The sequence below is a fragment of the Erythrobacter sanguineus genome (assembly GCF_900143235.1).
GTDB classification, from domain to species: Bacteria; Pseudomonadota; Alphaproteobacteria; order Sphingomonadales; family Sphingomonadaceae; genus Erythrobacter; species Erythrobacter sanguineus.
Window position 1 is genome coordinate 1 of record NZ_FRDF01000008.1, and the last position, 21,018, is coordinate 21,018.

General features: G+C 63.8%; 25 protein-coding genes and 1 other annotated feature. Of the genes, 13 read left to right on the forward strand and 12 right to left on the reverse strand.

Annotated elements, in window-relative coordinates; translation table 11 throughout:
- The 6 genes from BUA05_RS07560 to BUA05_RS07585 all read left to right on the forward strand — a co-directional run.
- Positions 1–353, forward strand: a 353-nt coding sequence (locus BUA05_RS07560; RefSeq protein ID WP_281247016.1) for an inositol monophosphatase family protein, incomplete at its 5' end; no start/stop codon positions are given.
- 90 nt (positions 354–443) lie between these two features.
- Positions 444–881 (forward strand): UDP-N-acetylglucosamine transferase subunit ALG14, encoded by a 438-nt coding sequence (locus tag BUA05_RS07565; protein WP_245790138.1) that lies wholly within the window; start codon positions 444–446, stop codon positions 879–881.
- Positions 878–1,360, forward strand: a complete 483-nt coding sequence (locus tag BUA05_RS07570) for a glycosyltransferase (RefSeq protein WP_072674071.1) — start codon at positions 878–880, stop codon at positions 1,358–1,360. Before BUA05_RS07565 ends, BUA05_RS07570 begins: the two co-directional genes overlap by 4 nt.
- 150 nt (positions 1,361–1,510) lie before the next feature.
- Entirely contained in the window at positions 1,511–2,815 is a 1,305-nt protein-coding gene (gene wecC, locus BUA05_RS07575; RefSeq protein WP_072674072.1) for a UDP-N-acetyl-D-mannosamine dehydrogenase, read from the forward strand.
- Positions 2,812–3,963 (forward strand): non-hydrolyzing UDP-N-acetylglucosamine 2-epimerase, encoded by a 1,152-nt coding sequence (gene wecB, locus BUA05_RS07580; RefSeq protein ID WP_072674073.1) that lies wholly within the window; start codon positions 2,812–2,814, stop codon positions 3,961–3,963. The genes wecC and wecB overlap by 4 nt, the downstream gene beginning before the upstream one ends.
- A 211-nt stretch (positions 3,964–4,174) precedes the next feature.
- Positions 4,175–4,900 (forward strand): hypothetical protein, encoded by a 726-nt coding sequence (locus BUA05_RS07585; RefSeq protein WP_072674074.1) that lies wholly within the window; start codon positions 4,175–4,177, stop codon positions 4,898–4,900.
- Here the strand turns inward: BUA05_RS07585 and mmsB are convergent.
- The 4 genes from mmsB to BUA05_RS07605 all read right to left on the reverse strand — a co-directional run bounded on the left by mmsB (position 4,897) and on the right by BUA05_RS07605 (position 8,919).
- The gene (gene mmsB, locus BUA05_RS07590; protein ID WP_072674075.1) at positions 4,897–5,763 is read right to left on the reverse strand and encodes a 3-hydroxyisobutyrate dehydrogenase; all 867 of its coding nucleotides are present in this window, start codon (positions 5,761–5,763) and stop codon (positions 4,897–4,899) included. The genes BUA05_RS07585 and mmsB overlap by 4 nt on opposite strands.
- A 127-nt stretch (positions 5,764–5,890) precedes the next feature.
- Positions 5,891–6,685: an enoyl-CoA hydratase-related protein gene (locus BUA05_RS07595; protein ID WP_072674076.1), complete on the reverse strand. Its 795-nt coding sequence runs from the start codon at positions 6,683–6,685 to the stop codon at positions 5,891–5,893.
- Positions 6,682–7,737 carry an enoyl-CoA hydratase/isomerase family protein gene (locus tag BUA05_RS07600; RefSeq protein WP_072674077.1) on the reverse strand — a complete coding sequence of 352 codons (1,056 nt, stop codon included), beginning with the start codon at positions 7,735–7,737 and terminating at the stop codon, positions 6,682–6,684. Before BUA05_RS07600 ends, BUA05_RS07595 begins: the two co-directional genes overlap by 4 nt.
- 21 nt (positions 7,738–7,758) lie before the next feature.
- Positions 7,759–8,919: an acyl-CoA dehydrogenase family protein gene (locus tag BUA05_RS07605; RefSeq protein WP_072674078.1), complete on the reverse strand. Its 1,161-nt coding sequence runs from the start codon at positions 8,917–8,919 to the stop codon at positions 7,759–7,761.
- Positions 8,920–9,045: 126 nt separating this feature from the next.
- Here BUA05_RS07605 and BUA05_RS07610 point away from each other — a divergent pair, with 126 nt between their 5' ends.
- Positions 9,046–9,429: a hypothetical protein gene (locus BUA05_RS07610; protein WP_072674079.1), complete on the forward strand. Its 384-nt coding sequence runs from the start codon at positions 9,046–9,048 to the stop codon at positions 9,427–9,429.
- Here the strand turns inward: BUA05_RS07610 and BUA05_RS07615 are convergent.
- From BUA05_RS07615 to pyk, 5 genes are all read right to left on the reverse strand, one after another.
- The gene (locus BUA05_RS07615) at positions 9,420–9,959 is read right to left on the reverse strand and encodes a DUF1254 domain-containing protein (RefSeq protein WP_072674080.1); all 540 of its coding nucleotides are present in this window, start codon (positions 9,957–9,959) and stop codon (positions 9,420–9,422) included. The genes BUA05_RS07610 and BUA05_RS07615 overlap by 10 nt on opposite strands.
- Positions 9,956–10,561 carry a DUF1214 domain-containing protein gene (locus BUA05_RS07620; RefSeq protein ID WP_072674081.1) on the reverse strand — a complete coding sequence of 202 codons (606 nt, stop codon included), beginning with the start codon at positions 10,559–10,561 and terminating at the stop codon, positions 9,956–9,958. The genes BUA05_RS07615 and BUA05_RS07620 overlap by 4 nt, the downstream gene beginning before the upstream one ends.
- Entirely contained in the window at positions 10,561–10,944 is a 384-nt protein-coding gene (locus tag BUA05_RS07625) for a RidA family protein (protein WP_342742090.1), read from the reverse strand. Before BUA05_RS07625 ends, BUA05_RS07620 begins: the two co-directional genes overlap by 1 nt.
- 14 nt (positions 10,945–10,958) lie before the next feature.
- Complete coding sequence (locus BUA05_RS07630; protein ID WP_072674203.1) at positions 10,959–11,270, reverse strand: I78 family peptidase inhibitor; 312 nt, start codon at positions 11,268–11,270, stop codon at positions 10,959–10,961.
- A gap of 69 nt (positions 11,271–11,339) precedes the next feature.
- Entirely contained in the window at positions 11,340–12,812 is a 1,473-nt protein-coding gene (gene pyk, locus BUA05_RS07635; RefSeq protein WP_072674083.1) for a pyruvate kinase, read from the reverse strand.
- A 65-nt stretch (positions 12,813–12,877) separates the two neighbouring features.
- Here pyk and BUA05_RS07640 point away from each other — a divergent pair, with 65 nt between their 5' ends.
- The 3 genes from BUA05_RS07640 (at position 12,878) to BUA05_RS07650 (ending at position 13,941) form a co-directional block, all read left to right on the forward strand.
- Positions 12,878–13,189, forward strand: coding sequence for a DUF1244 domain-containing protein (locus tag BUA05_RS07640; RefSeq protein WP_072674084.1), 312 nt, complete (start codon positions 12,878–12,880; stop codon positions 13,187–13,189).
- A 79-nt stretch (positions 13,190–13,268) separates the two neighbouring features.
- Positions 13,269–13,514, forward strand: coding sequence for a DUF2312 domain-containing protein (locus tag BUA05_RS07645; RefSeq protein WP_072674085.1), 246 nt, complete (start codon positions 13,269–13,271; stop codon positions 13,512–13,514).
- Between the two features lie 79 nt (positions 13,515–13,593).
- Entirely contained in the window at positions 13,594–13,941 is a 348-nt protein-coding gene (locus tag BUA05_RS07650) for a heavy metal-binding domain-containing protein (RefSeq protein WP_178139159.1), read from the forward strand.
- A gap of 4 nt (positions 13,942–13,945) precedes the next feature.
- Here BUA05_RS07650 and BUA05_RS07655 read toward each other — a convergent pair whose 3' ends face one another.
- A complete protein-coding gene (locus tag BUA05_RS07655) occupies positions 13,946–14,710 on the reverse strand; it encodes a CPBP family glutamic-type intramembrane protease (protein WP_072674086.1) in 765 nt (254 codons plus the stop codon).
- 29 nt (positions 14,711–14,739) lie between these two features.
- Here BUA05_RS07655 and BUA05_RS07660 point away from each other — a divergent pair, with 29 nt between their 5' ends.
- The gene (locus BUA05_RS07660) at positions 14,740–15,486 is read left to right on the forward strand and encodes a YebC/PmpR family DNA-binding transcriptional regulator (protein WP_072674087.1); all 747 of its coding nucleotides are present in this window, start codon (positions 14,740–14,742) and stop codon (positions 15,484–15,486) included.
- A gap of 105 nt (positions 15,487–15,591) precedes the next feature.
- Positions 15,592–16,065, forward strand: coding sequence for a crossover junction endodeoxyribonuclease RuvC (ruvC, locus tag BUA05_RS07665; RefSeq protein WP_072674088.1), 474 nt, complete (start codon positions 15,592–15,594; stop codon positions 16,063–16,065).
- 42 nt (positions 16,066–16,107) lie between these two features.
- On the opposite strand, the gene BUA05_RS07670 is transcribed toward ruvC, so the two are convergent.
- Both BUA05_RS07670 and BUA05_RS07675 read right to left on the reverse strand, forming a co-directional pair.
- Positions 16,108–16,959: a universal stress protein gene (locus BUA05_RS07670; protein ID WP_072674205.1), complete on the reverse strand. Its 852-nt coding sequence runs from the start codon at positions 16,957–16,959 to the stop codon at positions 16,108–16,110.
- Positions 16,960–16,973: 14 nt separating this feature from the next.
- A complete protein-coding gene (locus tag BUA05_RS07675) occupies positions 16,974–18,458 on the reverse strand; it encodes a SulP family inorganic anion transporter (protein WP_072674206.1) in 1,485 nt (494 codons plus the stop codon).
- Positions 18,459–18,554: 96 nt separating this feature from the next.
- Positions 18,555–18,608: a sequence feature (sul1 is cis-regulatory element that is thought to sense ions involved in sulfur or methionine metabolism; They are found in Alphaproteobacteria), on the reverse strand.
- 218 nt (positions 18,609–18,826) lie between these two features.
- Here BUA05_RS07675 and BUA05_RS07680 point away from each other — a divergent pair.
- Positions 18,827–21,004, forward strand: coding sequence for a TonB-dependent siderophore receptor (locus BUA05_RS07680; RefSeq protein WP_211277616.1), 2,178 nt, complete (start codon positions 18,827–18,829; stop codon positions 21,002–21,004).
- The last annotated feature ends 14 nt before the right edge of the window (positions 21,005–21,018 follow it).

Below are 21,018 nucleotides of genomic sequence, written 5' to 3' on the forward strand. Positions count from 1 at the left end.
TGCCCGAACGCCCGCGCTTCCTCGTCAGCCGCACGCGCCCCGCACGCGAAGCACAGGCGGTGGCGGCGGCACTTGGCGGAGAGCTGGTTCCCATGGGCAGCGCCGGGGCCAAGGCGATGGCAGTGGTTCGCGGCGAGGCCGAAGTCTATCTGCACTCAGGCGGGCAATACGAATGGGACAGCTGCGCGCCGGTCGCCGTGGCGCAGGCATACGGGCTGCACTGCTCACGCATCGACGGGTCGCCGTTGGTCTATAACCAGCCCAACACATACATGCCCGACCTGATGATCTGCCGCCCGGAATGGGCCAAACGCGTGCTGGCCGAAGTGACGCTGCTGGCACGCCGCGATTGACACCGTCGCCAGCTTGCTCATAGGCCCGCAGCACGCGATTGTGCGATGCAGCAAACGAAAGGCTCGCGCATGGGGAAAGACAGGATCAGAGTGTTGGCGGTTGCGTCGGGCGGCGGGCATTGGGAGCAGCTGATGCTGTTGCGTCCGACGCTGGCGCAATATGATGTGCGCTTTGCCACCACCGAACCTGCGGTAGCCCTCCAGCATGGCGTTGCTGGCGCTGAAAGCCTGCCCGATTGCAACCAGAACATGCCACTGCCTTCGGCCTTGTGCGCTCTGGTAGCCTTGTGGATCGTGCTGAAGCATCGACCCAAGGTGGTGCTTTCGACCGGTGCAGCCCCAGGCTTTTTCTGTATCTGCGCCGGTCGTCTGATGGGCGCGCGCACCCTGTGGATCGACAGCGTCGCCAATGGGGAGGAGCTGTCGATGTGCGGCAAGCTGTCCAAGCGCTTTGCACACCAGTGCTGGACCCAGTGGGAGCACATCGCAGATGGTGAACGCCCCCGCTATTTCGGAGCGGTGTTGTGATCATCGTTACGGTCGGCATGCAGCTCGGCTTCGATCGCCTGATCAAGGCAATGGACGCGCTTGCGCCCGGCCTTGGGATGCCGATAATCGCGCAGACTGGCAAAGGCACCTACCGTCCGCGCAACATGGACGCGCGCGACAAGATTGCGCCTGCCGAATTCGAGGCGCTGGTGGAACAATCGCGCCTGATCGTCAGCCATGCCGGGATCGGTACCGTGTTAACTGCGGCCCGCTGCGCCAGGCCGATCATCCTCATGCCGCGCCGCGCCGGGTTGGGCGAACATCGCAATGATCACCAAATGGCGACCGTGGGCAAGCTTGCAGAAAGGCCCGGCATTCTGGTCGCCGACAACGAGAGCGAGCTTGGCCAGCGCATTGCAGAGGGCCTGGCACTTGCAAACTGGTCGGCGGCGCAATCCCCGACCGCACGCCAGCTCCACGGTGCGCTTGCCGCGTTCATCGAGAACCGGCCGCTGTAAACTGTGATCTGCGAGTGGGCTTACCCGGCAGGTATCGATCATCGGATTCCGCGTGACATGGCCGGTATGGTAAAAATCTCGGCAAACCTAACGCGATTTTAAGGGCTTTGCGGCCACTGTCTGCCTCGCGCAAAGCGGGACAGTATCTTCATGAATGCACCTTTCGATGCCAGTTCGGCTCTCGGCAGCCAGGCCCTGAGCCAACCAGCACCCGACCATCAGGTTGCGGTGATCGGGCTAGGCTATATCGGCTTGCCGACCGCTGCGCTGCTGGCCTCCTATGGCTGGAGCGTGTGCGGCGTCGATGTATCGCAACGCGTGGTCGATACCGTCAACGCAGGCGGGGCACACATCGAGGAACGCGACCTCGACAAACTGGTGCACGACGCCATCACCGCGCAAACGCTGACCGCTTCGACAAAAGTGCCGTCGGCCAGTTTCTACATGATCGCTGTGCCCACCCCACTTGGCGCGGACAATACGCCGGATATTTCCTATGTCGAGGCGGCCGCTCGCGCGATCGCGCCCAAGATCTTGCCAGGCGCCTGCGTCATCATCGAAAGCACGTCACCGGTCGGCACTACCGAGCGCGTCGCCGCAATCATTGCCGAAGTCCGCCCTGATCTGGTCGTGCCGCGCGACGGCAGCACGGAAGAAGCTGACATTGCGCTCGCCTATTGCCCTGAGCGTGTCTTGCCGGGCCGGATCGTCAAGGAACTGGTGCATAATGATCGCGTGATCGGCGGCGTAACCGCTGCCTGCGCTGAACGCGCCGCCGTGCTCTATACCAGCTTTGTGAAGGGCGATTGTCTCTACACCACCGCGCGCGTGGCCGAGACGGTGAAACTGGTCGAAAACAGCTTCCGCGACGTCAACATCGCGTTTGCCAACGAACTTTCGATGATTGCCGATGTGATCGGAGTGGATGTGTGGGACGTAATCCGGCTGGCCAACCGCCACCCGCGCGTCAACATCCTGCAACCTGGTCCCGGCGTAGGCGGACATTGTATTGCGGTCGACCCGTGGTTCCTGGTGGCAGGCGCGCCGGATGCCGCCCGGCTGGTGCGAACCGCGCGTGAGGTCAATGACCAGAAGGCTGTGCACACCGAGACCCGCATCCGCGCGCTGCTGGAAGCCGTACCCGGCGGCAAGGTTGCGCTGCTTGGCCTTGCCTTCAAGCCCGACATCGACGACTTCCGCGAAAGCCCCGCGCTTGAGATCGGCGAGGCGCTTGCGCACACGCACGGAAGCCGCATTCTTGTCGTTGAACCTTTCACCGAAGACCTGCCCGCCTGCTTTACAGGAACCGGCGCGCAACTGGTGACACTTGACGCGGCATTGCGAACGGCTGAGATTGTGGTGGTGCTGGTCGATCACACCGCCTTCAAGCATCTCTCCCCGCATGATCTCGCGGGCAAGCTGGTGTTCGACACGCGAGGTATGTTGCGGCGATGAGCGCAGCGGGCGCGAAACCGCGCATCCTCGTAACCTTCGGCACCCGTCCCGAAGCGATCAAAATGTTCCCGCTGGTCTTCACGCTGCGTGGGACCGGGCAGTTCGACGTGCGCGTAGCAGTCACCGCACAGCACCGCGAGATGCTTGATTCGGTGCTGTCAATGGCAGGGATTGCGCCTGACATCGATCTCGACCTCATGCAGCCGGGCCAAAGCCTCGATGCCCTATCGGCGCGGATCATCACCCGCTTCGGCGAGGCGCTCGATACGCTGAAACCGGATCGGGTGCTGGTGCACGGCGACACCTTGACGACGATGATGGCAACGCTGGCATGTTATTTCCGGCGTATTCCGGTCGGCCATGTCGAGGCGGGCCTCAGAAGCGGCGACATCTATTCGCCCTGGCCCGAGGAAGTGAACCGCAAGGTAACCGGCGCGATCGCCGATCTGCACTTCGCCCCGACCGAGACCGCCGCCGCCGCGCTGCGGGCCGAGAACGTCCCCGCCACCGCCATCCACGTCACTGGCAACACCGTAGTTGATGCACTGATGTTCGCCCGCGCCAAAGTCGCCGCCGATCCCGCGCTCGCCCCGGTGCTTGCGCCCTTGCTGGCGCGCTTCGCGGGGAAGCGGATTATCGCGGTCACCGCCCACCGGCGCGAGAATTTCGGGACCGGGATACAGGAAATCGCCGCTGCGCTTCAGACGCTCGCTGCGCGCGATGACGTTGCGATCATCTATCCGGTGCACCCCAACCCCAATATCGCGGAGGTAATGCGCCCGGCGCTGTCAGGACACGACAACATCGCTTTGATCGATCCGCTCGACTATCTCGATTTCGTGGCGATGATGGCGGCCTGTGATATCGTGCTTACCGATTCCGGCGGCATTCAGGAGGAAGCGCCAAGCCTTGGCAAGCCGGTGCTGGTGATGCGCGACACCACCGAGCGGCCTGAAGGCGTTGCTGCCGGTACCGCACGACTGGTCGGCGCCGACCGCAATGCCATTGTTGCCCAAACCGCCCGATTGCTGGACGACCCCGTCGCCTACGAGCACATGGGGCGGGCCCACAACCCCTATGGCGACGGACAGGCCAGCCAGCGCATAGCATCGATTCTGGCAACCGTTTGCACCGGGGCGAACCACTGAGCCCTTAGCCTTGCGCGCGCACCAGACGAACATAATAGACTGCGGCACCAAGCACTGTCGCACTTGCGCCGAGGTCGACGATCCAATTGAGCTTGACCGGACCACAGTCAATCACCGATTATCCGCTGCGAAACCAGACAATGCTGGCATTGGCCGGCTTGGCATTGCTGTTGTTGGTCCGTAGCGCCGCAAGCGACAGGAGAGCGCGATCGTGATCGGCAGAATCGCATGGTTCGCCGCCTTGCTGGTCGTTGCGATCGTCGCGATTGCGGTGCAGTTTGACAGGCAATCTGCCCGCGATCCGCTGCTGGCGGAACTGGTCCCCCCACCCTTCCGCGCATTTGCGCAAACCCATGTGGCCGCAGCCGCAGCCGAGAGCGGAAACGTCAATCGCGCGCTGGCCGAAGTGCGCCTGCTGGTCCAGCGGCGACCGATCCCGGCCGAGCATCTGACATTGCTGGCCGTTGCCCAGACAAATGCCGGCATGCCAGAACAGGCCGGACTGACCATCCAGGTTGCGGCCCAGCGCGGCTGGCGCGAGCCTCTGGCTCAGGAAGCCATGTTGCGCCTTGCGCTGGCGGCTGGCGATCAGCCCGAGGCCGCCCGGCGGTTTGCAGCCCTTATGCTGCGCGGGACGACGCCCGATGATGTGCTGCAGGTGCTGGGAGAGCAGACGCTCGGTGAGCCAGGAGGGCCGGGGCGCCGGACGATGATCGACATCGTCAGCGCCGCCGAACGCTGGCAGACAACGTTTCTGCGGCGCGGGGCAGTGGTAATCGCACCCGATGCCTTTGCGGAAATCGTGGCTGAAAGCATCGCGCGGGGCGCAGCCTTCGATTGCCCTGTTCTGGAGCAGGCGGCGAAAGGGCTGGCCCGGCGCGACGAGGAAGCCGCACGGAAACTGGCACCCGCACTTGAAGCCTGTCGCCGAAACTAGAGCGTCCGGATGATGCCCGAAAAATCCAGTCCGGCGTTATTCTTCGCGAAGGCTTCGTAGATCGAGCGGGCGTGGTCGCCGAGTTCGACCTTGGCGCCCGCAGCCTTCGCTGCCTCCATCGCCAGCCGGAGGTCCTTGAGCATCAGCCCGGCAGCGAACCCGCCCTGATAGTCATTGTCGGCGGGGGTGGTCGGCCCGACGCCGGGGACGGGGCAATAGGATGTCATCGACCAGTTCTGCCCGCTTGAAACGCTGGAAATGTCGTAGAAGGTCTGCGCGTCCAGCCCCAGCTTTTCGGCCATGGCGAAGGCTTCGCAGGTGCCGATCATATGGATCGCCAGCAACATGTTGTTGCAGATCTTGGCCGCCTGTCCGTTGCCTGCATCGCCTGCGTGGATCACCGCCTTGCCCATCGCGGCGAGGATCGGCTGGGCGCGGGCAAAGGCTGCCTTGGTGCCGCCGACCATGAAGGTCAGCGTGCCGCCGTTAGCTGCCGCAATTCCGCCCGACACCGGCGCGTCGACCATCTGGTAGCCGTGCGCCTCGGTCACTTCGATCACTTCACGCGCAGTGGCGACGTCGATGGTCGAGCAATCGAGCAGGATCGCACCTTCAGGAGCGTGGCCGATCACGTCATCCCAATAGACCTGTTTGACGATCTGACCATTGGGCAACATCGAGACGACCGCTTCGGCCTCGGCGCAGGCTTCCTTGGCGGTAGTGAAGGTAGTGCACCCGGCCTCGCGCGCCGCGGCGAGCGCCGGTTCGCTGAGGTCGAAGGCGCGGACTTCATGGCCCGCCTTGACCAGATTGGCAGCCATTCCACCGCCCATGTTGCCGAGGCCGATAAAGGCGATTTTCATATGTCTCTCCGTTCGTCATTGCGAGCGACCGGAGGTCGCGCGGCAATCCAGGGCGCTTGGTTATCCATCTGTCGGACCATGGATTGCGTCGTCGCTGCGTTCCTCGCAATGACGAGTTTTGGCAGGCCTACCGCCCCTTCCACTGCCCTTCGCGCTTTTCGATGAAAGCGGCCATTCCCTCGGCCTTGTCCTCGCTCGCGGTAAGGATCTGGAAGATCCGGCGTTCGACGATCAGGCCTTGGTCGAGGGTCATCTCGAAGGCCGAGTTCACCATCTCCTTGTTGGCGATCACCGCCATTGGCGGCATTGCGGCGATGGTCGCGGCGGTCTTGAGCGTCTCGGCGAGCAACTCCTCATGCGGCACCACGCGGGCCACAAGGTTGCTGCGCTCGGCCTCCTCAGCCGCCATCATCCGGCCGGTTAAGCACATCTCCATCGACTTCGACTTGCCGATGGCGCGGGTCAGCCGCTGCGATCCGCCCATGCCGGGCGCCACGCCGAGCTTGATTTCAGGCTGGCCGAACTTCGCCTTTTCGGATGCGATGATAAAATCCGCCATCATCGCCAATTCGCACCCGCCGCCCAGCGCAAAGCCGTTGACCGCAGCGATCCACGGCTTGCGGGTCTTCTTGACGATCTCGGCCGTCCAGGGGCTGAAGAAATCGTCGAGGAAGAAATCCGCCGCCGCCTTCTCGCTCATTTCCTTGATGTCAGCCCCTGCGGCGAAGGCCTTGTCGCCGCTGCCGGTCAGGATCGCGCAGAGCTGCGAGCCGTCCGCCTGATAGGCGGCGAAAGCGTCAATCAGCTCCTCCAGAACCTTGGAATTCAATGCATTCAGCGCCTGCGGGCGGTTGATCGTCAGCAGCGTGACGCCCTTGTGCCCTTGCGCATTGGCTTCGGCGGTGATGGTCTCGTAGCTCATAGGGGTTTCCATTCTTCATCGGCGGGGAGCGGAGCGAAGATCGCGTCGAGCAGATCGTCGGTAACCTCCTCGGGCGTCGCCGGGTTCCATTTGGGATCATTGGTCTTGTCGACGATGACCGCGCGCACGCCCTCGGCAAAATCGGGGCGGGTCAGCACGCGGCTGGCGATGCGGTATTCCGTCCGCATATTGTCGGCGAAATCGCTAAGCTCGGCGCTTGTTGCCAATTGGCGCAGCGCGACCTTGCAGGTCTGCGGGCTCTTGATGCCGAGCGTGTCGCGTTCCTTCACCGCCCAGTCGTCCCCCGCTTCGATGGCGGCTTCAAGGCTCGCGAGGATGTCTTCGTAGGCGTCGGAGGCAAAGTGCTTGGCGATTCTATCGGCATTGGCCTCGATCCGCGCCTTGGGCGGGGTGCCAACCGGCTCCGACAGGATGCCGGCAATCCGATCGGGGTGATCGTGAATGCGCGCCTTGATGTCTTCGAGCATTTCGTGGGGCACGTAATGCGTGGCAAGCCCGGTCCAAAGGCATTCCGACCCATCGAGCCGCGCGCCGGTGAGCGCCAGAAACTGCCCAAGCCGCCCGCCCAGCCGCGACAAATACCAGCCGCCGCCGACATCGGGGAACAGGCCGATCCCTGTCTCGGGCATGGCGAAACGGGTATTCTCGGTTGCCACCCTGAACTTGGCGGGTTGCGAAATGCCCACCCCGCCACCCATCGTGATGCCGTCCATGAAGGCGACGATGGGCTTGGGATAGGTGAACATCTGGTGGTTGAGCTGATATTCGTCGTGGAAGAACTTGCGCCCCGACACGCCGCCATCATTCAGCGCGGAATTGCGCAGGAAGGCAATATCGCCGCCCGCGCAAAAGCCGCGCCCTTCGTTGTGATCAAGGATCACCGCCTTGATCGCATCGTCATCCGCCCATTCGGTCAGCGCCGCGCTCATCGCGTGGCACATCTCAAGCGTCAGCGCGTGCAGCGCCTTGGGGCGGTTGAGGCTGATATGGCCAATCGGGCCATTGGTGGAGATCAGGACATCATTGGTCATTGTGTTTTCCTCATCCGGGCATCACTGCCGCAGCAGGTCCCGGCCAACGACCATGCGCATGATCTGGTTGGTGCCTTCCAAGATGGAGTGGACTCGCAGATCGCGCCAGAAGCGTTCGATGGGGTAGTCCTGCAAATAGCCATACCCGCCGAACAATTGCAGCGCGCGGTCGACAACGGCCGAGCCATTGTCAGTCGCCAGCCGCTTGGCCATGGCAGAGAACCGCGTCTTGTCGGGCGCATTGTCGGTCACCTTGGCCGCCGCGAGATAGAGCAGCGCACGCGCTGCCTCCAAATCAGTCGCCATGTCGGCAAGCATGAACTGGGTGTTCTGGAATTCGGCCACGGCCTGCCCGAACTGCTTGCGATCCTTGGTGTACTGGATCGCTTCGTCAAGGCAGCGCTGCGCGCCCCCCAATGAACAGGCGCCGATATTCAGCCGCCCGCCATCCAGCCCCATCATCGCGATGCGAAAGCCTTCGCCCTCCCCGCCGACGAGGCTTTCCACCGGGACGCGCACATCTTCAAGGATCAGCTGCGCGGTTGGCTGCGAATGCCAGCCGAGTTTTTTCTCCTGTGCCCCGAAGCTGACGCCGGGCATGTCCTTTTCGACCACGACGCAGGAAATGCCCTTGGGCCCATTCCCCTCTGGTGTATTTGGGCCGGTGCGCACCATCACAACGTAGATTTCGTTCGCCCCTGCGCCGGAAATGAACTGCTTGGTGCCGTTGAGAATGTAATCATCGCCGTCCCGCCGCGCCATGGTCCGCAGCGCGCTGGCGTCCGACCCGCTCGAAGGTTCGGTCAGGCAATAGCTGGCGATGTGCTCCATCGTGATCAGCTGGGGCAGATATTTCGCCTTCACCGCCTCGCCGCCAAAGCGGTCGATCATCCACGCGGCCATATTGTGGATCGAGATGAACGCACTGGTCGACGGGCAGCCATAGGCCATCGCCTCCATGATCAGCGCCGCTTCCAGTCGCCCCAGCCCGATCCCGCCCGATTCTTCGGAGACATAGATCGCGCCAAAGCCCAATTCGGCGCTGCGCTGGATCGTGTCGCGCGGGAAGATGTGCTTTTCGTCCCATTCGGCCGCATGGGGCGTGATGTTGTCGGCCGTGAACCGCTGGGCGACCTCGCGGATCGCAAGCTGATCGTCGGTGAGTTGGAATTGTCCGTGCATGGCGAGGTGCTCTAACGGGGTTTGCGGGGTTGGAAAAGGCTGGCGCGCACGGCGGGCTTGCGGATTTTTGTTAGGCCACATGCAAATTTGCGTAACCCGATGCATCTCGCATGCGTAACTGGGTGCATGAACAGCCCGCCCACCCGCCTGATTCTCGTGTATAATGCCGATGGCGGTCTGTTAAATGCGGTCAAGGACGCCGTGTGGAAGGTGGTCCGGCCAACGACCTATCCGTGCTCGCTGTGCGCGCTGACCTATGGCTGGGTCTCGATGCATGGCCGCTGGCGGCGGTTTCTCGCGCGCCTTCCGCAGGGCAAGGTGTTCCACCACAGTGACGATTTCTTGCTTGCTTTCCCGGGCCACGCGGTCCCGCTGCCGGCAATCCTGCTAGCCTTGGGCGATGCGCCTCCAGATGTGCTGGTGAGCGCGGCGGAGCTCGACGCCCTGCCCGATCTTGCCGCACTGATCGCACTGGTCGCCGCCAGGCTGGAACTGCCGGATCACCCCTGACCGGGGTCTGCCGCGACTTTGTGTTCGAGCCCGCAGCGATCACCCTTGCCTGTTTCGGTCGCAGCGGCGAACCGTGCGGCGTCGGGCGCAAGGCGGCGGATCAGGATCACACCCTTGGGCGTGGGGCTGACAATCGCGCCTTCCTCGGGCGTGCTGCCCGGCGGAAGTAACCGCACAGCGACATCCTGACCCGTGCCCCGCAGCGTGGCAAAATTGTCGGTCCGGGCATCAAAGAAGGAAAGCGACTGGTAATCTGGCCAGCCCTCCATCCGGACCGTCACCTGCGCGCCGGGATCATCCAGATCATAGCGGCACAGCGCATAGTAGAGATCGGGCGAGGAGCGCACCACGTTCTGGGTCTGCGGGCTGACGCGCAAGGGCGCGGTAAACCCGTGAAGCACCACCCGCTTATCAGCCAGCGCTGCCATCGCCCGGGACATGATGAACCCCGGCGCCAATTGCAGCGCGGCAAGATGCACCCCAGCCGCGCAGACCAGCAGCACCGCCAGCGGGCCGAGCCAGCGCCTCACGCCGCGTCCTCCCCGTCACATCCGATCCGCTCGATCTGCGGAGGGACAAGAGTGTGCAAAGGCCGTTCCAGCAGGGCAGCTTCGGGCATGTAGAGCCGCAAGGTGAGGTCGAATGCGCCCGCATTGCGGCTGGAAATCCAATGTCCGGCGCCAAGGGGCCGCTCTGGCGCGATCACCGCTTCCCACCGCCCCGCCCCGGCGCGGCTGGCATCGATGCTGAGCGCTTCGTCAGTGTTGGGCGGCAACATGCTCTGCGCATCATAAAGCGTTACCGACCACCATCCGGCAGGCATCGCTCCGCCAGATAGCCGATAACGGCACGTCTCGCGCAAGGGCTGTCCTGCATCATCCGCCGTGCGGGTGAAGTAGACCGCCTCGGTCTTGGCCAGCGCCAGCAATCCATGGCGTGCTACGCGGGCGCGAGTATAGGGATCGGCCGCTTCCGACCCGATCGCGAAATCGCTGCGCCAGCCATCGACTTCGACATCCCCGAAAGCGAGCGGGTTTGCCCCTGGCCACAGCCCCGCCATGGCCAAGGCGCTGCCAAGGCCCAGCGCGCAGCCGGCGACCACAGCGAACAGATAGGCCAGAAACCGCCGCATCAGCCGTGCACCGCCTTCCCAAGCACTGCTTCCGCCTCGATCTCGACGCGCCATTCAGGACGGCACAACCATGCCGCCCCGGCCATGGTCGCCGCTGGTCGCGCTGCGCCGAAGAACCGCGCGTGAACTTCGCCGACCGCATCCTGATCGGCAAAGTCGGTCAGCAACATCCGGGTGCGGACCACATCCGCCGCCGTGCCGCCCAATTCCTCGATTGCGGTGACGATGATTTCGCAGCAGCGCACCGCCTGATCGGCAGCGAAGCCGGGCGTGGTCGACCCGTCAGGCTCGACCGGCCCGGTGCCAGCCACGATGATCCGGTTGCCGACCCGCACCGCGCGAGCAAAACCGAAGGTCGTTTCATAAGGGGACCCGGAGGTCACTCGCACCCGCTCGCTCATCCGCAGCTGATCCGGACGATCCTCATGGTCTCGTCATATTCGACATTCACCCGGTCCTGCCGGTAATCCATCGTCCATGCCGCATTGGGTGGGCCCCAGCGCAAGGTGCGTGCGCCGCTGTTCTTGAGGATGGCCGCGCCCGTCACTTCGTCTGCCTGCTGGCCGACATAGGCCTGCACCGCTTCGGCGTTGCACATCATCCGCATCACCGCTCCACCCGGAGCCGCCTGCCCCGGCGCGGTGTCGTCAGCGGTAGCGGTGCAGCCCGCCATACCGATTGCGGCCAAGCCGATGATTGTCTGTCTCATGGCGCCCTCCATCACGTGCGCCAGTCCTACCGACGCGTGGCAAAAGATATCAGGCGTTCCCCACACGCACTAGCCCCTGTGCCTGTCAAGTTCGTCGCCGGTCACGGTCACCACATGCAGCAGGTTGGTCGCCCCCGGCGTGCCGAAGGGAACCCCGGCGAGCACGATCAGCTTGGCTCCGGCTTGGGCAAAACCGTGGCGCAGCGCCATGCGGCGGCCCTTGCCGATCATTTCTTCGAAGCTGCCGATATCCTTGGTCACCACGGCATGCGCGCCCCACAACAGCGCCACGCGCCGCGCGGTGCGGGTGGACGGGGTGAGCACCAGCATCGGCGTGCCCGGCCTCTCTCGCGCTACGCGCCGCGCGGTTGAACCAGAGGAGGTAAACACCGTGATTGCGCTGATCGGCACCGTATCGGCAATCGTCATGCAGGCGTGCGCCAGTGCATCGGAGGTGGTGGCATCGGGCGGCGTATCAAGAAACCGCACGCGCTCCTTGTAGCCTTCGTCCCGTTCCACCTGCACCGCGATCCGGTCCATCATCGCGACCGATTCTTCGGGCCAGGCACCAGCCGCGCTCTCGGCCGAGAGCATCACCGCGTCAGCCCCGTCATAGACTGCGTTGGCGACATCGGAGACCTCGGCACGGGTCGGCGTCGGCGCCTCGATCATCGATTCGAGCATCTGCGTCGCCACAATCACCGGCTTGCCAGCGCGCCGCGCGGTGTTGACGATCTTCTTTTGCAGCGGCGGGACTTCGTAGGGTTCAAGCTCGACGCCCAGATCGCCGCGCGCGACCATGATGCCGTCGGCGAGTTCGATGATTTCATCGAGCCGGTGGAGCGCTTGCGGCTTTTCGATCTTGGCGCACAGCGCGGTGGTGCGGCTGCCGATCAGCTTGCGGGCTTCGGCGATGTCCTCGGGCCGCTGCACGAAGCTCAATGCAATCCAGTCCGCCCCGTGTTCGGTCGCAAAGGCAAGATCGCGCCGGTCCTTTTCGGTCAGCGCCGGGATCGGCACTTCGGCATCGGGCACGTTCACGCCCTTGCGATCGGAGATCACCCCGCCAACCTCGGCGCTGCACAGGATACGGCTGCCATCGGCCTCCAGCACCTTTAGCCGGATCTTGCCGTCGTTGATCAGCAGTCGCTGTCCGCGCGTCATGATCCCGAACAATTCGGGATGCGGCAGGCAGACACGGGTTTCATCGCCCGGCGTCTCGTCACGATCGAGCACGAAGTGGCCCGAATGGCGGATCACCGCCTGCCCCTCGGCAAAGCTGCCGACCCGCAGCTTGGGCCCCTGCAGATCGGCGAGGATGGCGATCGGCTTGGCAAACTGCTTTTCCAGCGCGCGGATGGCGTGGATCGCAGCCTCGTGATCGGCGTGGTCTCCGTGGCTCATGTTGAGGCGAAAAGCATCAGCCCCGGCACGCACCAGCCGTCCGAGCATTTCGGGAGAGCGGCTGGCGGGACCAATGGTGGCGAGGATCTTGACCTTGCGACCGCGCGGGTCGATCCTTGGTTGCTCGCGTCGTGTCATTTTTGGCTATCCCTCGTCAGCCACGCCTATGGCACACCCGTCTTTCAACTCAAGGAAAAGCCGCGATGAATAGCAATGCCGATCCGCTTGATGCGCTGGATGACGCGCAGGCCGCCGCCGCCTTCCGCAGGCTGGTGCGCCACCTGCGCCACCGCCACGATGCGCAGAACATTGAATTGATGGGGCTGGCCGGCTTCTGCCGCAATTGTCTGGCCGACTGGATCCGCGATGCGGGCTACGCGAACGACAAGGAAGCGGCGCGCGAATTGATCCACGGGATGCCCAGCGCGGAGTGGAAAGCGACCCGCCAGACGCCCGCGACAGACGAACAACTGGCGCGGATGGAAGCGAGTATCGCGAAGAACGCACAGGAATAATTTTCCCGGGCAGTTCAACCATGGCGCACGGCTGGCTATCGGCAGCGCCAAGTGATTCTCATTTCCAATGGAGACCCCCATGAGCGACAACGCCAACGCTTCCGATGATCGCCTGCGCCTGCTGATCGAGCGCATCGAACGGCTTGAAGAAGAAAAGAAGGGCATCGCCGACGATATCCGCGACGTCTATGCCGAAGCCAAGGCGGTCGGTTACGACCCCAAGATCATGCGCCAGATCGTGCGCCTGCGGAAAATGAAGCCCGACGATCGCAGCGAGCAGGACATGCTGCTGGAGACTTACAAGAACGCGCTCGGGATGGGGTAATCACGCGGGTGCCTGCCACCGGCGATTGAAATATCCTCGCGCTGTGTTATCTGGATAAGACAGCGCGAGGAGAGCCCCAATGCCCGGTCCATGGAAAGACGCACGCGGAATCACCGTAACCACCACCCCGACGATCGAAGGCCGCCCGATTCAGGAATATTGCGGCATCGTCACCGGCGAGGTGATTGTTGGCGCGAACCTGTTCCGCGACCTGTTCGCCAATATCCGCGACATCGTCGGCGGGCGTTCGGGCAGCTACGAACGCATCCTTGCCGATGCACGCAAGCAGGCAATCGAGGAATTGCAGGCCGAGGCGGCGGCGCTTGGCGGCAATGCGGTGGTCGGGATCGACCTTGATTACGAGGTGATCGGCGCCAATGGTTCGATGCTGATGGTCAGCGCCAGCGGCACGGCGGTGAAGGTCTGAACCCTCACCACCAGCCGTAATCCACCGCCAGAAACACCGCGTTATAGGCCGCATGGTGCGCCATCGCCGCGCCGAGACCGAGCCGCGTTCGGGTATAGGCGAGCAGCAATCCGCCGATGGTCTGGGGCAACACCACCAGCAGGCCCAATGGACTGCTGATCGCTTCGTAATTGCCAAGGTGTGCGAGGCCGAACAGAAGTGTGCTTCCCCACACGAACCAGCGGAAATGGCGGGTGAACCATGCAGGCACGGCGGTGTCGCGGGCCCGTGTCAGGCTCCACTGCACCAGCCCCGCCAGCACCACGGCCACACCGGCCAGTGCCAGCGGCATCGCCATGTCCGCAGACACAAACAGGCTCGCGCCGAAAATCGCCAGAGCGGCGAAACCGTAAACCGCAAAGCGCAGCGCGGCCACGCGCCCGGTCAACCAACCGCGATAGACCAGTTCCTCCAGCACCGGCGCGAGCACGAGGAAACCGAACAGATCCTCGACCAGCGTGGTGTCTTGCTCGACCGGGTCAGGCAGAAAATCCAGCCTTGCATCAAGCAGCGCGGTCACTGCTGCAACCAGCACATCAAGCGCCAGATCGAAGGCAAACACGACAAGCAGCGCCGCAACCAGCGCCCGCCCCCAGGACACGGGCGGCCCGTGCGGGGTCGGACGCAGCATGAAGCGCGCTGCGTCTGCCACCCGTTCACACAGGCTCATCGCGCGGGGCACGAGCGGCCTTGCGTCTGCGTCCGCCATCGGGGTAAGGCCCGCGCTCATATCTCCAACATTCCGGTGAAGTTCGTCCAATGGCAGGCCATTCCAAGTTCAAGAACATCATGCACCGCAAGGGTGCGCAGGACAAGAAACGCTCGGCGATGTTCTCCAAGCTCAGCCGCGAGATCACCGTGGCAGCCAAGATGGGCATGCCCGATCCCGACATGAACCCGCGCCTGCGCCTCGCGGTCAACGCGGCCAAGGCGCAGTCCATGCCCAAGGACAATATCCAGCGCGCGATCGACAAGGCGGCCCAGGCGGGCGGCGAGGATTACGCCGAAATCCGTTATGAGGGCTATGGCCCCGGCGGGGTCGCGCTGATCGTCGAGGCGTTGACCGACAACCGCAATCGCACCGCCACCAATGTCCGCACCGCGTTCAGCAAGAACGGCGGGAATCTCGGCTCGGAAGGCTCGGTCAGCCACGGGTTCGAACGGCGCGGGCTGATCGAATATCCTGCCAGCGCGGGTGACGAGGAAACCTTGCTCGAAGCCGCGATCGAGGCGGGCGCGGATGATGTGGAATCGTCGGAAGATGGCCACACCATCTGGACCGCCGCCGATGCGCTGCACGGTGTCGCGGGTGCGCTGGAACAGGCGCTGGGCGCGGCGGATAATGTCAAACTGGCATGGAAGCCGGTGCTGACCGTCGATGTCGACGAAGCGACCGCGGGCACGCTGATGAAGCTGATCGACACGCTTGATGATGATGACGATGTGCAGACCGTGTGGGGCAATTACGACATCTCCGACGCGGTGATGGCCAAGCTCGAGGGGTGAGGCAGCGCGAGTGGCTGCTGGCAATCGCGCTCGGAGCCGCATTCCTGCTCGCCTTGCTGTGGCGCGTGGGCCTGAGGATCGGGCTGTGATCGCGGTGGGGACGGCATGATCATCCTTGGCCTGGACCCCTCGCTTTCCTCGACCGGATGGGGCGTGATTCGCTGCGAGGGTGCGCGGATCAGCCACATCGCCAACGGACAGATCAAGACCGTCGCCGCAGCGCCGATGAGCGCGCGACTCGCAGCCTTGCAGGCGGGGCTGGCGGAGGTGATCGCCGCCCACCTGCCTGACCGCTCTGCGGCCGAGGAAATCTTCGTCAACAAGAACCCGCAATCGACCCTGAAACTGGCGCAGGCGCGCGGCGCGGTGCTGGCGGCGTGCGGGACGGCGGGGCTCACCGTCAACGAACACGCCGCGCGGCTGGTCAAGAAAGCCATCACCGGCACTGGCGCTGCCGAAAAGGCGCAGGTCGCCGCGATGCTCAAGGTGCTGCTGCCGGGGGTCGCCATTGCCGGAAGCGATGCCGCCGATGCGCTGGCGGTGGCGATTGCCGATGCGCATCTTTTCCGTCTTGCCTGACCTGCCCACGGCAAGCCCGCGGAGGGCGGCTGGCAGCGTCGCCTAACGCACCAGCAACAGCGGCGCCTTGATGCTGCGGATCATCGCAGTGGTGGTGCTGCCGATGATCATGCGGCGCAGCGGCGAATGGCCATAGGCACCCATCAGCAGCAAGGGATCGGTTGCAGCGCCCATCACTCGGGGCAGCACGTCTTCGGCCTTGCCCGGGTCCATCACACTGGTGACCGGATGATCGGCGGCAAACACGGCTTCGGCTTCGGCCAGTTGCGCGGCCTTTGCCCCGCCGTGCGCCTCGGCCATCACGATGGTGACGGGCAGCCCATCGAATAGCGACGAGTTGGCGAGCCGGTCAAGCGCGCGCTTTGCTGCCGGGCTGGCATCATAGGCGAACACCACATGGGCGGGCGGGGCAAAGCGGCGAGAGGCGATCAGCACCGGCTTTTCACTGGCGCGGATCACCCGTTCGATGATCGAACCGATCTGGTCGGGCATGAATTCGTGATCGGTTCCGCGCTTGCCCAGCACCACCAGCCGCGCGTGTTCCTCGCGTTCAAGGATGGTCTCGACCGGCCCGCCATGGCGATGCAGCGTGGTGACATCGGCCACCCCCGCTTCGCGCAGGATCTGCTCGCCCGCGGCCAGCAGCACGCGCCCCTTTTCGATCTCGGTGCGGCTGCTTTCCTCTGACAGGCGCACGAGTTCTTCCATCAATTCGCTTTTGACCCCGAGCCCGATCGCCCCTGACAGGTCGCGCCGGGTCGTGATCGGATCGGGTCGCTGGACGATGTGGAGCAGCTCCACCGGCAGCCCAAGCCGCCGAGCCGCCCAGCCTGCATAACCGCATACGCTCGGCGCATAGGCAGAGGCATCAATTGCCGCGAGAATGTTGTCCATGGCCAGTTCTCCCATCAATGCGCCCCCGTCTGCGTCTCGGCGCCGGGCTTGTCATGCGTGGCATAGCGTTCGATCATTGTCGCGCTTTCCGGGTTGAGCCCGACCACCTCGACCGCAGTGCCCTCGCGCCGGAATTTCAGGATCGCCTTGTCGAGGGTGCCGACCGCCGAAATGTCCCAGAAATGGGCGTCGGACACGTCGATCACCACCCGGTCGATCACCTCGCGGTAATCGAAGGCGCCCACGAAATTGTCGGCCGAGGCGAAAAACACTTGCCCACCGATCCGGTATGTCCGGCTGCGGCCATCGGCAGAGGCTTCGCTCGAAACGGTGAACATCCGCTTGACCTTGCTGGCGAAGAACAGGCCCGACAGGATCACGCCTGCCGCCACGCCCCGGGCAAGATCATGGGTCCACACCACGATCACGACCGTCACGATCATCACCACCGATGATTGCCACGGGTGATGGCGAATGTCGCGGATCGAGGTCCACGAAAAAGTGCCGATCGATACCATGATCATCACCGCCACCAGCGCCGCCATCGGAATGATCGCGACCAGCGGCCCCAGCACCAGCAGCAGGAACAGCAGGAACACGCCTGCGGTGAAGGTCGAAAGCCGCGTCTCGCCGCCCGATTTCACGTTGATCACCGATTGCCCGATCATCGCGCAGCCGCCCATCCCGCCAAAGAACCCGGTGACGAAGTTGGCGATCCCCTGCCCTTTCATCTCGCGCTGCTTGTTCGATGGCGTATCGGTGAGATCATCGACGATCTGCGCCGTCAGCATCGATTCCAGCAGGCCGACCGCCGCCATTGTCGCCGAAAACGGCAGGATGATCTGCAAAGTCTCAAGCGTGAAAGGCACGTTGGGAATCAGGAAGCTGGGCAGCGAATTCGGCAATTCGCCCATGTCGCCCACGGTGCGCACGTCCATCCCGGCATAAAACGCCAACGCGGTCAGCAGCGTGATAGCGACCAGCGGCGACGGCACGGCGCGGGTCAGCAGCGGGAAGGTGTAGATGATCGTCAGCCCGCCTGCGACCAGCGCGTAGGTCAGCATCGGCACGCCGATCAGTTCGGGCAACTGCGCGATGAAGATCAGGATCGCCAGCGCATTGACGAAGCCGGTGATCACCGAACGCGAGACATATTGCATCAGCAGGTTAAGCCGCAGGAACCCGGCAACGGCCTGGATCACCCCCATCAGGATGGTCGCGGCGAACAAATATTCGACCCCGTGGTCGCGCACCAGCGGCCCCACCAGCACGGCGATGGCGGCGGTCGCGGCCGAAATCATGCCGGGCCGACCGCCAACCAGCGAAATGATCACTGCAATCGAGAACGAGGCATACAGCCCCACCCGCGGATCAACTCCGGCGATGATCGAAAAGCCGATCGCTTCGGGAATCAGCGCCAGCGCCACGACGATCCCGGCGAGAATATCGCGCCGGGGACTGGACAGCCACTCGCGCCGCAGCGCGGTTAGATCGAACATGAAAATACCTGACACGCTTCGTGAAACCGGCGCGGCCACCACGGCGCCGAACAAGCGCTGAGACCAACACGAAATATCTGGGAGCCGGTTGCGAAAGGTTGTCCCGGGGATAGGCGCCGGGCCGAGCCACCCGGCAAGGCCGGGTCCGGTGGATGAGCTCAGCGCTTAACGGACAAGAAGCGGTGCTGCAAGTGCGAAGACTGCGCAGCACAGCAATCGTGCTGGCGCGCTGGATATCCACATCGTCGAGCTCCGAAACCCGCAACACGATATCCCTGAAATATCTTCGTCCGTCAGCTTATTTGCGATTGCTTCGCAATATTATGGCCATTAGTGGGGTTGCGATTGATTCGCAAAAAGGTGTTCCGATGTCCGACCGTTTCATGATGCTCAGGCTTTCGCTCATGTGCACTGCGCTGCTCCCCGCACCGCTGCTTGCCCAGACCGGCGCATCGGACCGCGATGATCAGGAAGAGCCGCAGGCCCTGCAAGAAAACGCCGATCGCATCATCGTGACTGGCCGCGCCCAGAAGCTGTATCGTGCGGAAAAGACCTATGCCAGCAAGCTGCCGACCGAGCCGTTGCTGTCCAGCCAGAACATCACCGTCATCACCAGCGAACTGATCCAGGATCAGGGCGCGCGGGACGCGCAGGACATTTATCGCAACATCTCGGGCGTCAGCTTCTTCAGCTATGCCGGGGTCACCGCGCGCGGGTTCCGGCAGGAGGAAATCTTCTTCGATGGCCTGCGCGGCGATCCCTATGCGGGTTTTTCCGTGCCGCAGCTGTTCAACCTTGAACGGGTCGAATTCCTGAAAGGCCCGGCAGGGATGCTCTATGGCCCCGGCGCGCCGGGCGGGCTGTTCAACTACGTCACCAAGAAACCGCAGAACGGCCCCCTAACCGCCGATGTGCGCGGGATCATCGGCAATGCCGACCGCTTCGGTGGTTCGGTCGAGGTCAATTCTTCGCTGGGTGGTGACTTCGCGGCGCGTGGCGGCTTGTTCTACGAGGATCGCGGGCTGTTCCGCACCAACGCCTCATCGCGCACCTTCATCGCCGATGGCGGCGTATCATGGGACCCGGGCCCGGTGCGGGTGATCCTGCAGGCGACCCGATATGATCAGGAACTCGACGCCAACCGGTTGCGCGGGGTGCCGACCGACAATGATGGCAATTTTCTCGCCAGCCGACGTTGGAACCACAACGAACCGGGCGACTTCCTCAACCTTCAGTCCGATGTGCTGCAAGCCCGGATCGAGGCCGAGCCGCTGACTGGCGTCACCTTTGATGCCACCTTGCGTTACAACAACGCGGTCGAGGAACAACAATATCACGAACCGCGCGGGCTGTTCGATTCCGATGGCGACGGCGTGCGCGATGCTTCGGTCCGCGAATTCCGCGATCAACGTCGTGAACAGGAAAACTGGTCATTCGGCACCAATCTTGTGTGGGCAACCACGATTGGCGAACTCGGCAACCGGCTCCTCGTTGGCGGCGACTATTTTGACGGTTCGCTCGATTTTGACAGCCGCCTCGTGCGCGGCCGAGCCACGTCCACGCCGGGCCTGCCCAATCCGCTCAGCCTGCTCAACCCGGTCTATGGCGTGTCCGACCCGGCCACCTACAACCTGCCAGCCTTCCAGAATCGCCTGACCGAAGGCTATCGCTGGGGTGTCTACCTGCTCGACGAACTGACGATCGGGCGACTGATCCTGACAGGAGGATTGCGCTTCGATCGCTTCAGCGACACCATCACCGGGGGTGCGTTCGGGATTGTTCAGGCGGACAGTTTTTCCGATGAGGACATGACCTGGCGGGCTGGCGCGGTGTACCGGGTGACCGACGCAATTTCGTTGTTCGGCCAGTATTCGACCAGCTTCGAGCCGCAGGCGATCGGATCCCAGGACCCGCGCGCGGGCGGGCCCTTCAGCCCGACCACCGGCGACATGTTCGAAGGCGGGATCAAGACCGCGCTGATGGGCGGACGGATCCAGTCCTCGCTGACCGCCTATCAGATCCGCCGCCGCAACATCCTGCAGATCGATCCGCGCGGCGATGTCGGCAATGACGGGGTCGATGATTTCGTCGCTTTTGGCGAGGTTACCTCAAGGGGCATCGAGTTTGACATCGCTGCCGACATCACGCCCGACTGGGTGCTGACGCTGGCCTATGCCTACAACGACACCACCGTCACCGGTGACAATGGCGGAGGCGGAATCGGCAACCGGGTGGGCGATCGTTTCGCCAATGCGCCTGAACATCAGCTCGGCTTCTGGACGCGCTATCAGCTGCCCGAAACCGGTCTGGCCGTGGCCTTCGGCGGCGATTACGTATCCGAACAGGTCAGCCTTTCCGGCCAGCGGGTGCAGCCCTTCATGATCTTCGATGCCTCGCTGATCTACGAAGTCGGGCCGATCCGCGCGATGCTGCGCGCCGATAACCTGTTCGACAAGACCTATGCCGTATCCGGTTTCATCGACCGCACCGGGCATTTCCCGGGCGAGCCGCGCTCGGTGTTCATCGAGGTCGGCTACGCTTTCTGATGCAATTGAGGGCC

What these genes read in the sequence shown, in the direction of transcription:
- wecC (WP_072674072.1), top strand. Translation starts at nt 1,511, where the DNA reads ATGAATGCACCTTTCGATGCCAGTTCGGCTCTCGGCAGCCAGGCCCTG.
- wecB (WP_072674073.1), top strand. Translation starts at nt 2,812, where the DNA reads ATGAGCGCAGCGGGCGCGAAACCGCGCATCCTCGTAACCTTCGGCACC.
- mmsB (WP_072674075.1), bottom strand. Translation starts at nt 5,763, where the DNA reads ATGAAAATCGCCTTTATCGGCCTCGGCAACATGGGCGGTGGAATGGCT.
- BUA05_RS07595 (WP_072674076.1), bottom strand. Translation starts at nt 6,685, where the DNA reads ATGAGCTACGAGACCATCACCGCCGAAGCCAATGCGCAAGGGCACAAG.
- BUA05_RS07600 (WP_072674077.1), bottom strand. Translation starts at nt 7,737, where the DNA reads ATGACCAATGATGTCCTGATCTCCACCAATGGCCCGATTGGCCATATC.
- BUA05_RS07605 (WP_072674078.1), bottom strand. Translation starts at nt 8,919, where the DNA reads ATGCACGGACAATTCCAACTCACCGACGATCAGCTTGCGATCCGCGAG.
- BUA05_RS07610 (WP_072674079.1), top strand. Translation starts at nt 9,046, where the DNA reads ATGAACAGCCCGCCCACCCGCCTGATTCTCGTGTATAATGCCGATGGC.
- BUA05_RS07620 (WP_072674081.1), bottom strand. Translation starts at nt 10,561, where the DNA reads ATGCGGCGGTTTCTGGCCTATCTGTTCGCTGTGGTCGCCGGCTGCGCG.
- BUA05_RS07630 (WP_072674203.1), bottom strand. Translation starts at nt 11,270, where the DNA reads ATGAGACAGACAATCATCGGCTTGGCCGCAATCGGTATGGCGGGCTGC.
- pyk (WP_072674083.1), bottom strand. Translation starts at nt 12,812, where the DNA reads ATGACACGACGCGAGCAACCAAGGATCGACCCGCGCGGTCGCAAGGTC.
- BUA05_RS07640 (WP_072674084.1), top strand. Translation starts at nt 12,878, where the DNA reads ATGAATAGCAATGCCGATCCGCTTGATGCGCTGGATGACGCGCAGGCC.
- BUA05_RS07645 (WP_072674085.1), top strand. Translation starts at nt 13,269, where the DNA reads ATGAGCGACAACGCCAACGCTTCCGATGATCGCCTGCGCCTGCTGATC.
- BUA05_RS07650 (WP_178139159.1), top strand. Translation starts at nt 13,594, where the DNA reads ATGCCCGGTCCATGGAAAGACGCACGCGGAATCACCGTAACCACCACC.
- BUA05_RS07655 (WP_072674086.1), bottom strand. Translation starts at nt 14,710, where the DNA reads ATGAGCGCGGGCCTTACCCCGATGGCGGACGCAGACGCAAGGCCGCTC.
- BUA05_RS07660 (WP_072674087.1), top strand. Translation starts at nt 14,740, where the DNA reads ATGGCAGGCCATTCCAAGTTCAAGAACATCATGCACCGCAAGGGTGCG.
- ruvC (WP_072674088.1), top strand. Translation starts at nt 15,592, where the DNA reads ATGATCATCCTTGGCCTGGACCCCTCGCTTTCCTCGACCGGATGGGGC.
- BUA05_RS07670 (WP_072674205.1), bottom strand. Translation starts at nt 16,959, where the DNA reads ATGGACAACATTCTCGCGGCAATTGATGCCTCTGCCTATGCGCCGAGC.
- BUA05_RS07675 (WP_072674206.1), bottom strand. Translation starts at nt 18,458, where the DNA reads ATGTTCGATCTAACCGCGCTGCGGCGCGAGTGGCTGTCCAGTCCCCGG.
- BUA05_RS07680 (WP_211277616.1), top strand. Translation starts at nt 18,827, where the DNA reads ATGTCCGACCGTTTCATGATGCTCAGGCTTTCGCTCATGTGCACTGCG.